An 8,129-nucleotide genomic window follows, 5' to 3' on the forward strand; every position below is an offset into this window, starting at 1 on the left:
CGGCGCGGCGCACGCCGGCTGGAAGGGCGCGCTTGGCGGCGTCACCAACACGGTGCTGGTGGCAATGGAGGCGCTGGGCGCGCAACGCGAGCGGATCGCCGCCGCCGTGGGCCCATGCATCGCGAGGGCGAGCTATGAGGTCGACGGACTGTTCCGCAGCGGCTTCGTCGCCGCCGAGCCCGACAACGAGCGCTTCTTCGTCGAAGGCCAAGGCGGCCGCCACCAGTTCGATCTGGAAGCCTATGTCGTCCATCGGCTGGCGAGTGCCGGCGTCCCGCGGGTCGAGGCGCTGGGCCTCGACACTTATGCGGACGCCGACCGCTTCTTCTCCTATCGCCGCGCCACCCACCACGGCGAGGACGATTACGGCCGCCAGATCGCGCTGATCGGCATCGCCTGACGCGGGACCGCTTGCCCCACGGGGCGCGAGCGGCGATGAAGCGCGCATGAGCGATCTCGGCAGCTTCGTCGCCGGCCTGCCCAAGGCCGAGCTTCACCTCCATATCGAGGGCAGCCTTGAGCCCGAGATGATGGTCGCGCTTGCCCGTCGCAATCGGGTGGCGATCCCCTTCGCCTCGGTGGAGGAGGTACGCGCCGCCTATCGCTTCACCGACCTGCAGAGCTTCCTCGACATATATTATGCCGGCGCGGACGTGCTGCGCACCGCCGAGGATTTCCACGACCTCGCCGCTGCCTATTTCGACCGCGCGGCGGCGGACGGCGTGACTCACGCCGAGATCTTCTTCGACCCGCAGACGCACACTCATCGCGGCATCGCGTTCGCGACGGTGATGGACGGCCTGCTCGCCGCGGTTGACGGCGCGCGCGCCAAGCACGGCATGAGCGTCTATCTCATCATGAGCTATCTGCGGCATCTCGACGAGGAGGACGCGTTCGCGACGCTGGCGATGGCGGAGCCGTGGCTCGACCGGCTGGTCGGCGTCGGCCTAGATTCGTCGGAGGTCGGCAATCCGCCCGCCAAGTTCGCCCGCGTCTTCGCGGCCTCGCGCGAACGCGGGCTGAAGCTGTGCTGCCACGCCGGCGAGGAAGGGCCACCCGCCTATGTGCACGAAGCGCTGGACCTGCTCCACGTCGACCGCATCGACCATGGCAACCGCAGCATGGAGGATGCGGGCCTGGTCGCCCGGCTGGCACGCAGCGCAATGACGCTCACCGTCTGCCCGCTGTCCAATGTCGCCCTGCGCAACGTCGATCGGCTGGAGGATCACCCGATCGACCGGATGCTGGCGGCGGGGCTGCGCGCCACCATCCACTCGGACGACCCCGCCTATTTCGGCGGCTATATCGCTGAGAACTTCCGCGCCGTCGCGGAGGCGAGAGGACTTGGCCGCGAGCAGCTGGTGACGCTGGCGCGCAACAGCTTTCTTGGCAGCTTCCTGCCCGACGATCAGGTCGCGGCGCAGCTGACGCGGCTCGATGCTTATGCGGAGCGCACCTGATGCCGGTGTTCACGCCCGTCGACCATGACGCGTTCGTCGCCGATGTGAAGGCGCTCGCCGCAGCGGTCGCGGCCGATCGGGACTGGTCGCCGACCTTCCTGATCGGCATCGGCCGCGGCGGGCTGGTGCCGGCGGTGTTCCTCAGCCACGCCACCGGCCTGCCGACGCTGTCGTGCGACCTGTCGAGCCAAGTCAAGGACTTCGCCGAGGAGGTGCTGGTCCGCCTTGCCGCGCGGACGCGCGCCGGGGAGCGGCTGTTGTTCGTTGACGACATCAACGACTCGGGTCGTACTATCGGCCTGCTGCGGACCGCATTGGCAGCGGCGGGAGGCGTCGAGGGTGCGGTGCGGTTCGCGACGCTGATCGACAACCGCGTCTCTGCGCAACGCGTCGACTATGCCGCGCGCACGATCGACCGGACGGTGACCAAGGACTGGTATGTCTTCCCGTGGGAAGCGATGGCTCCGGCCGAGACGATCGCCGACGACGCCGCCGCGGTACCCGAGCGGATCGCTTGACGCTCGATGAGGGGCATCGGGGTGATTGGCGCGGTGCTGCTCGCGATGCTGGCCCCGGTAGGGGCTGCAGCGGAGGACGACCCGCCGCTCTCGGTCGACTGGCTCGCGGTCCATGGCCAGGCGACCCTGGTCGCGCAGGGTACGCCCGGCTTCCGCTCGCCCTATGAGGGGCCGAACAGCCTGACCCCGCGCCAGCTGCGCGAGACGATCGACGCAACGCTCTACGCAGGGGTCAGCCCGTGGCGGGGCGGCGAGCTGTGGGTGAACCCGGAGGTCGACCAGGGGTTCGGCCTGTCGAACACGCTCGGCGTCGCCGGCTTCCCGAGTGCGGAGGCGTACAAGGTCGGCAAGAGCAGCCCTTACGTGCGGTTGCAGCGCCTGTTCTTCCGCCAGACGATCGACCTTGGCGGTGATGCCGAGCCGGTCGCGGCAGCGGCGAACCAGTTCGCCGGCCGCCATCGCGCCGACCGGCTGGTGGTGACCGCCGGCAAGTTCAGCGTCGGCGACGTGTTCGACACCAATCGCTATGCTCATGACCCGCGCGCCGACTTCCTCAACTGGGCGATCGTCGATGCCGGCAGCTTCGATTATGCCGCCGACGCTTGGGGCTATTCCAGCGGCATCGCGGTCGAGCTGTACCGGGCGGCCTGGACGCTACGACTCGGCGCATTTAACCTGTCGACCATCCCCAATGGCGAGACGCTGGAACGCGGTTTCGGCCAGTTCCAGCTAGATGGCGAGGTCGAGCATCGCCACCGGCTCGGCGGGCACGATGGTGCCGTGCGCATGACGCTGTTCCGCAACGAGGGTCGCTTTGGCCGCTTCGACGACGCCCTGGCGGTCGCCGGTCCTGGTGGCGCGCCCGATACTGCGCTCGTGCGGACACGTCGCAGCCGGGTCGGCGTCCACCTCAACCTCGAACAGGCGGTGTCCGAGCACGCCGGCATCTTCGCCCGTGCCGGCATCGCCGACGGCGCGGTCGAGCCCTATGACTTTACCGATATCGACCGCACCGCCGCGGCGGGGGTGGCGATCGACGGCGGCGGCTGGGGGCGCAAGGCCGACACGCTGGGGATCGCGGTCGTGGTCAACGGCATCTCGGCCGAGCATCGCCGCTATCTGGCGGCCGGTGGGGTCGGTGTGCTGATCGGCGACGGCCGCCTACCGCATCCAGGGGCAGAGGCGATCGGCGAGGCCTATTATAGCTGGCGGCCAGCCGGTCCGGTGGCGGTCACGCTCGATTATCAGCTGGTCGCCGACCCCGGCTACAACCGCGATCGTGGTCCCGCGAGCGTCGTCGCCGTCCGGCTGCACGGACAGTTTTGAACGGCGTCAGCCGTCACCGACCCGCTCGATATCCGCGCCGACCGCCGATAGTTTCTCCTCCAGCCGCTCGTAACCGCGGTCGAGGTGATAGACGCGCGATACCTGCGTCTCGCCGGTCGCGGCCAGCCCGGCCAGGATCAGGCTCATCGACGCGCGCAAGTCGGTCGCCATTACCGGTGCGCCGGTCAGCCCGGCGACGCCGCGCACCACCGCGGTGCGCCCGCTGACATGGATGTCCGCCCCCATCCGCGCCAGCTCGGGAACGTGCATGTAACGGTTCTCGAAGATTGTCTCGGTCAGCACGCTCGCGCCATCCGCCAGCGCCAGCATCGCCATAAACTGCGCCTGCATGTCGGTGGCGAAGCCGGGGAAGGGCGCGGTCGACAGGGTGAGCGGGCGTAGCGGGCCATCGGCGGACACCTTCACCCCGCCCTTGTACGCCTCCACAGTCACGCCTGCCTCGCGCAGCGCCACCAGCGTCGCGGCCATGTCGTCGGCGCTGGCACCGGCCAGGTCGAGGCTGCCGCCGGTGATCGCCGCCGCGCAGGCATAGCTGCCCGCCTCGATCCGGTCTGGCATCACCGCATAGGTCGCGCCGTGCAGCCGCTCGCGCCCCTCGATCTCCAGCGTCTCGGTGCCGATGCCGTCGATCGATGCGCCCATCGCCACCAGGCAACGGCACAGGTCGACGATCTCCGGCTCGCGCGCCGCGTTCTCGATCCGGCTCGACCCGCGCGCGGTGACGGCGGCCATCAGCACGTTCTCGGTCGCGCCGACCGACACCACTGGAAAGCTGTAGCGGCCGCCGGCCAGCCTGCCGCCGGGCGCCCGCGCGGTGACGTAACCCGCGCTCATCTCCAGCTCCGCGCCGATCGCCTCCAGCGCCTTCAAGTGCAGGTCGATCGGCCGGTTGCCGATCGCGCAGCCGCCCGGCAGCGACACCCTCGCCTCGCCGGCCCGCGCCAGCACCGGCCCCAGCACCAGGATCGAGGCGCGCATCTTGCGGACGATGTCGTAGGGAGCCTCGGTCGAGGTCAGCGCGCCGACGCGGATCGTCATCACCCGGCCGAACTCGCCCGGCCGTGCCCCCTCGACCCGGGTCGACGCGCCGAGCTGGTTGAGCAGATGGCCGAAGCCGTCGACATCGGCCAGCCGCGGCAGGTTGCGCAGCACCAGCGGCTCGTCGGTCAGCAGCGCGCACGGCATCAGCGTCAACGCGGCGTTCTTCGCGCCGGAGATCGGCAGGCGGCCGGACAGGCGGTTGCCGCCGCGGATGAGGATGCGATCCATCGCCCGGCTCTATCGCACCGGGCGCGGCTTGCAAATCACGTTCCCGGATTGTCCCTTGATCGACGTTAGTGCACCGGCTTTGCCAGAGTGCTGATACACAAGTGAAATTTTGGGGATTGGGGGACGAGTGCCGGAAAGTTGCCTCGCCGATCTGCTCGGCGATCTTGCTCCATTGTCGGCGGAGGAGCGCGCCGTACTCGTACGGTTGGAGGAGCGGGAGAAATCCTTTCGACGCGGTGCGGCGATCCTGCGCGAGAACGACCGACTGACCGAAGTGTTCGTCCTGCGACGCGGCACGGCGATGAGCTATGTGCTGCTCGACGACGGTAGCCGGCAGATCATGGCCTTCCACTACTCCGGCGACCTGCTTGCCATGTCGGCGCTGGTCTATCGCCACAGTTCGCAATCGATCGTGGCGCTGACCGATTGCATGGTCAGCCCGATCGAGCGGGGGGCAATGGCGCAGGTACTGCTCGACCAGCCGCGGCTGGCGGCACTGATCCTGGCGCTGACCCAGATCGAGCGGGTGGCGCTGACCGACCGGCTGGCGGGCGTCGGCCGCACCTCGGCGCGGTCGCGGGTCGCGGCGCTGTTGCTGATGGTCCGTGACCGGCTGCGCGCGCTCGACCCGTCAATCGGGCAGACCTTCACGCTGGGCCTTACCCAGGAGGAGATCGGCGATGCGACCGGACTGACGGCGGTGCATGTCAATCGGATGCTGCGGCAGCTGGAGGCAAGCGAGCTGATCGCGCGCGAGGGGGGCCGGGTTACGCTGGTCAAGGAACCCGCGCTGATCGTCGAGGCGAACTACGTCAACCGGTACGACGGCATCGATCTCGGCTGGTTGCCGCCGGTCGATTGAGCCGAGCGGCTATGCCTTTTCCAGCGTGCATTGCAGCGGATGCTGGTTCGCCCGCGCGAAATCCATCACCTGGCTGACCTTGGTCTCGGCGACTTCGTAGCTGAACGTGCCGCAGACCCCCACCCCCTTTTGGTGGACGTGGAGCATCACCCTGGTCGCCGCCTCCATGTCCATGCGGAAGAAGCGCTGCAGACACAGCACGACGAATTCCATGGGCGTATAGTCGTCGTTGAGCATCAGCACGCGATAGGGCGTCGGCTGCTTGGTACGCGTGCGGGTCTTGGTGGCGATGCCGGTGCCTGTGCCGGTGTCATCGTCGCCAATGTCGCGGCGCACGGCCATGATGATCGGATGCTGCATGGTGATCCGTAAAATATGGCATGACGGGGCCGCTCGGCAAGCGGGAACGCGCAAAAAAGGGGCCGCCCGCGACGGGCGACCCCTGATTGTCGTCGAACCGCCGTCGGGGCGGCCGATCCGAGTTAGGCGGCGACCTTCATCCGGTCGGCGGCAAGCGCCATGCGATCCGAGATCGGCTGCGCGATCTCGCCGGCGAACTTCATCATCGCCTCAGTGTTCTTCGAGGTCTCGGCGATCATGCGGTCGAACGCGGTGCGGGCGAACTCGCCCTGCAGCTTCAGGAACTCGGTCGGCGAGCTGGCAGCGGCCAGGGTGCGCGCCTGGGCCTGCGACTCCTCGAGCGAGCTGCGGACATAGGCGACGGCGGTCTGGCCGAACTGCTCCATGCCCTTGATCGCGATCTTGGACGACTCGACGATCGCCTCGACATTGCCCTTGTTGAAATCGCCCAGCTCGCCGGCGATCTGCTGGCCCTTGGCGAAGCTGCCCTTGGCGCGCTCGGTGGCGTCGGCGAAGATCGTCTTGGCCTGATCGATAGAGGTGTTGGTCTCGTCCATGGTCTCGTCCTTGAGGGGCAGGGCCGCGGGCGCGGCCGGTGCCGCGGAACGCGCGGCTCGTCTCACCAAAGTTGGAGCGGAGCCGGCGGGCGATCGAACCATCTTTCGAGCCATCACACGCCTCCTCTCAACCTTTGCTGCACCGCACAATAATGCCGTCGTAACGCCAAATCAAGGGTCATGTTGCAGTGCAGCATAGCCTAGCGTTGGCGGACATAGTCTCCCGGCGCGTCGGCCAGCGCCGCCAGGCTGCCGCCCCCGGGCACGCGGGCACCGGCGACCGGCACCATCGCCCCGTCCAGCTCCTGCAGCCAGTTGAGCCAGTCGGGCCACCAACTCCCCTTCACCTCCCGCGCGCCGGCGATGAAGGCGTCCAGGCTGCCCAGCGCCCTGGCGGTCGGCTCGTCGTTGACCCAATGCTGGTACTTGCCGGCGGCGGGCGGGTTGACGACGCCGGCGATATGGCCCGACCCCGCCAGCACGAAGCGCAGCGGCCCGGCGAAATGTTCGGTGATCCGCCACACGCTTTCGGCCGGCGCGATATGATCTTCGCGGCCCGCCTGGACATAGGCAGGAGTCGTCACTCGCGTCAGGTCCAGCGGGATCCCATCGACCGACAGCGCACCCGGCTTCACCAGCGAGTTGTCGCGGTAGAGGTCGGTCAGGTACGAGCGATGCCACGCCGCCGGCAGGTTGGTGACGTCGCCGTTCCAGTGAAGCAGGTCGAACGAGGGATGGTCCTCGCCCAGCAGATAGTTGCTGGTGACATAGTTCCAAATCAGGTCGCGGCCGCGCAGCAGGTTGAAGGTCGCCGCCATGTAGCGCCCGTCGAACCAGCCATCGGGCGACAGGCGGTCGAGCATCGCCAGCGTCTCATCGCCGACGAAATGCTGCAGCTCGCCGGCTGCGGCGAAGTCGACCTGCGCGGTGAAGAAGGTGGCGCTGGCGATCCGCGCGTCCTCCTCCCGCGCCGCGAGCAGCGCCAGCGTCGCGGCGAGCGTCGTGCCGGCGACGCAATAGCCGACCGTGTGGACCGACGGCACGTCGAGCAGCGCCCGGACGGTGTCGACCGCCTCGACCTGCGCGGCGACGTAATCGTCCCAGATCACGTCCTTCAGGCTGGCGTCGGCGGAGCGCCACGACACCATGAAGACGCTGATCCCCTGCTCCACGCACCAGCGGATAAAGCTCTTCTCAGGCGTGAGGTCGAGGATGTAGAAGCGGTTGATCCATGGCGGGAAGATCACCAGCGGCGTCGCCAGCACCGCGTCGGTGGTCGGCGCATAGTGGATCAACTCGTACAGCCGGGTGCGCGCGACCACCTTGCCGGGCGTCGTCGCGATCGTGCGGCCCAGCTCGAACGCGGCCGGGTCGGCATGGGTCAGCTGCCCCTTGGCGATGTCGGCCATAAGGTGATCGAGGCCGGCACGTAAGCTCTCGCCGCGAGTCTCGATGGTGCGTTCGATCACTTCGGGATTGGTCAGCGGGAAGTTGGACGGGCTCATCGCCTCGACGAAGCCGCGCGTCGCGAAGCGCAGCTGCGCGCGCTGCCGCTCGTCGAGGCCGGGCAGCGCCTCGACCCCCTCGGTCAGCTGGGTCGACAGCATCTCGTAGCCGCGCCGGATCAGGTCGAACGCCGGCGAGCGCCATCCGGCCGCGCGGAAGCGGCGGTCGGTCGAGGGCTCGATCGCAGGCGAGGGATCGAGGATGCCGCGCCACAACGCCGCCGCCGCCGCCCACGCTTCCGGCGGGGCTG

The 8,129-nt window shown here is 68.7% G+C and carries 9 protein-coding genes; 5 read left to right on the plus strand and 4 right to left on the minus strand.

What is annotated here, in order from left to right; all coding sequences use genetic code 11:
- The 4 genes from HUU96_RS07785 to HUU96_RS07800 form a co-directional block, all read left to right on the plus strand.
- On the plus strand, positions 1 to 400 hold a 400-nt coding region (locus HUU96_RS07785; RefSeq protein ID WP_174292268.1), incomplete at its 5' end, for a polyphenol oxidase family protein.
- 46 nt (positions 401 to 446) lie between these two features.
- Positions 447 to 1,460: an adenosine deaminase gene (locus HUU96_RS07790; protein WP_174292269.1), complete on the plus strand. Its 1,014-nt coding sequence runs from the start codon at positions 447 to 449 to the stop codon at positions 1,458 to 1,460.
- Complete coding sequence (locus HUU96_RS07795) at positions 1,460 to 1,978, plus strand: phosphoribosyltransferase (protein WP_174292270.1); 519 nt, start codon at positions 1,460 to 1,462, stop codon at positions 1,976 to 1,978. Before HUU96_RS07790 ends, HUU96_RS07795 begins: the two co-directional genes overlap by 1 nt.
- 6 nt (positions 1,979 to 1,984) lie before the next feature.
- On the plus strand, positions 1,985 to 3,304 hold the full coding sequence (locus HUU96_RS07800) for a carbohydrate porin (protein ID WP_174292271.1): 1,320 nt from the start codon (positions 1,985 to 1,987) through the stop codon (positions 3,302 to 3,304).
- Between the two features lie 6 nt (positions 3,305 to 3,310).
- On the opposite strand, the gene murA is transcribed toward HUU96_RS07800, so the two are convergent.
- Positions 3,311 to 4,594: a UDP-N-acetylglucosamine 1-carboxyvinyltransferase gene (gene murA / locus HUU96_RS07805; RefSeq protein WP_174292272.1), complete on the minus strand. Its 1,284-nt coding sequence runs from the start codon at positions 4,592 to 4,594 to the stop codon at positions 3,311 to 3,313.
- A gap of 127 nt (positions 4,595 to 4,721) precedes the next feature.
- Here murA and HUU96_RS07810 point away from each other — a divergent pair, with 127 nt between their 5' ends.
- A complete protein-coding gene (locus HUU96_RS07810) occupies positions 4,722 to 5,456 on the plus strand; it encodes a Crp/Fnr family transcriptional regulator (protein WP_254605109.1) in 735 nt (244 codons plus the stop codon).
- Between the two features lie 9 nt (positions 5,457 to 5,465).
- Here HUU96_RS07810 and clpS read toward each other — a convergent pair whose 3' ends face one another.
- The 3 genes from clpS to HUU96_RS07825 all read right to left on the minus strand — a co-directional run.
- Entirely contained in the window at positions 5,466 to 5,798 is a 333-nt protein-coding gene (gene clpS / locus HUU96_RS07815; RefSeq protein WP_174292276.1) for an ATP-dependent Clp protease adapter ClpS, read from the minus strand.
- A gap of 140 nt (positions 5,799 to 5,938) precedes the next feature.
- On the minus strand, positions 5,939 to 6,373 hold the full coding sequence (locus HUU96_RS07820) for a phasin family protein (protein WP_174292273.1): 435 nt from the start codon (positions 6,371 to 6,373) through the stop codon (positions 5,939 to 5,941).
- A 200-nt stretch (positions 6,374 to 6,573) separates the two neighbouring features.
- A partial coding sequence (locus HUU96_RS07825; protein WP_174292274.1) for a PHA/PHB synthase family protein occupies positions 6,574 to 8,129 on the minus strand: 1,556 nt, incomplete at its 5' end.

The sequence above is a fragment of the Sphingomonas bacterium genome (assembly GCF_903644135.1).
GTDB lineage: Bacteria > Pseudomonadota > Alphaproteobacteria > Sphingomonadales > Sphingomonadaceae > Sphingomonas.

Bases quoted from the DNA above. Each gene is read 5' to 3' on its own strand.
- clpS (WP_174292276.1), bottom strand. From the start codon at position 5,798: ATGGCCGTGCGCCGCGACATTGGCGACGATGACACCGGCACAGGCACC.
- HUU96_RS07820 (WP_174292273.1), bottom strand. From the start codon at position 6,373: ATGGACGAGACCAACACCTCTATCGATCAGGCCAAGACGATCTTCGCC.
- HUU96_RS07800 (WP_174292271.1), top strand. From the start codon at position 1,985: ATGAGGGGCATCGGGGTGATTGGCGCGGTGCTGCTCGCGATGCTGGCC.
- HUU96_RS07795 (WP_174292270.1), top strand. From the start codon at position 1,460: ATGCCGGTGTTCACGCCCGTCGACCATGACGCGTTCGTCGCCGATGTG.
- HUU96_RS07790 (WP_174292269.1), top strand. From the start codon at position 447: ATGAGCGATCTCGGCAGCTTCGTCGCCGGCCTGCCCAAGGCCGAGCTT.
- murA (WP_174292272.1), bottom strand. From the start codon at position 4,594: ATGGATCGCATCCTCATCCGCGGCGGCAACCGCCTGTCCGGCCGCCTG.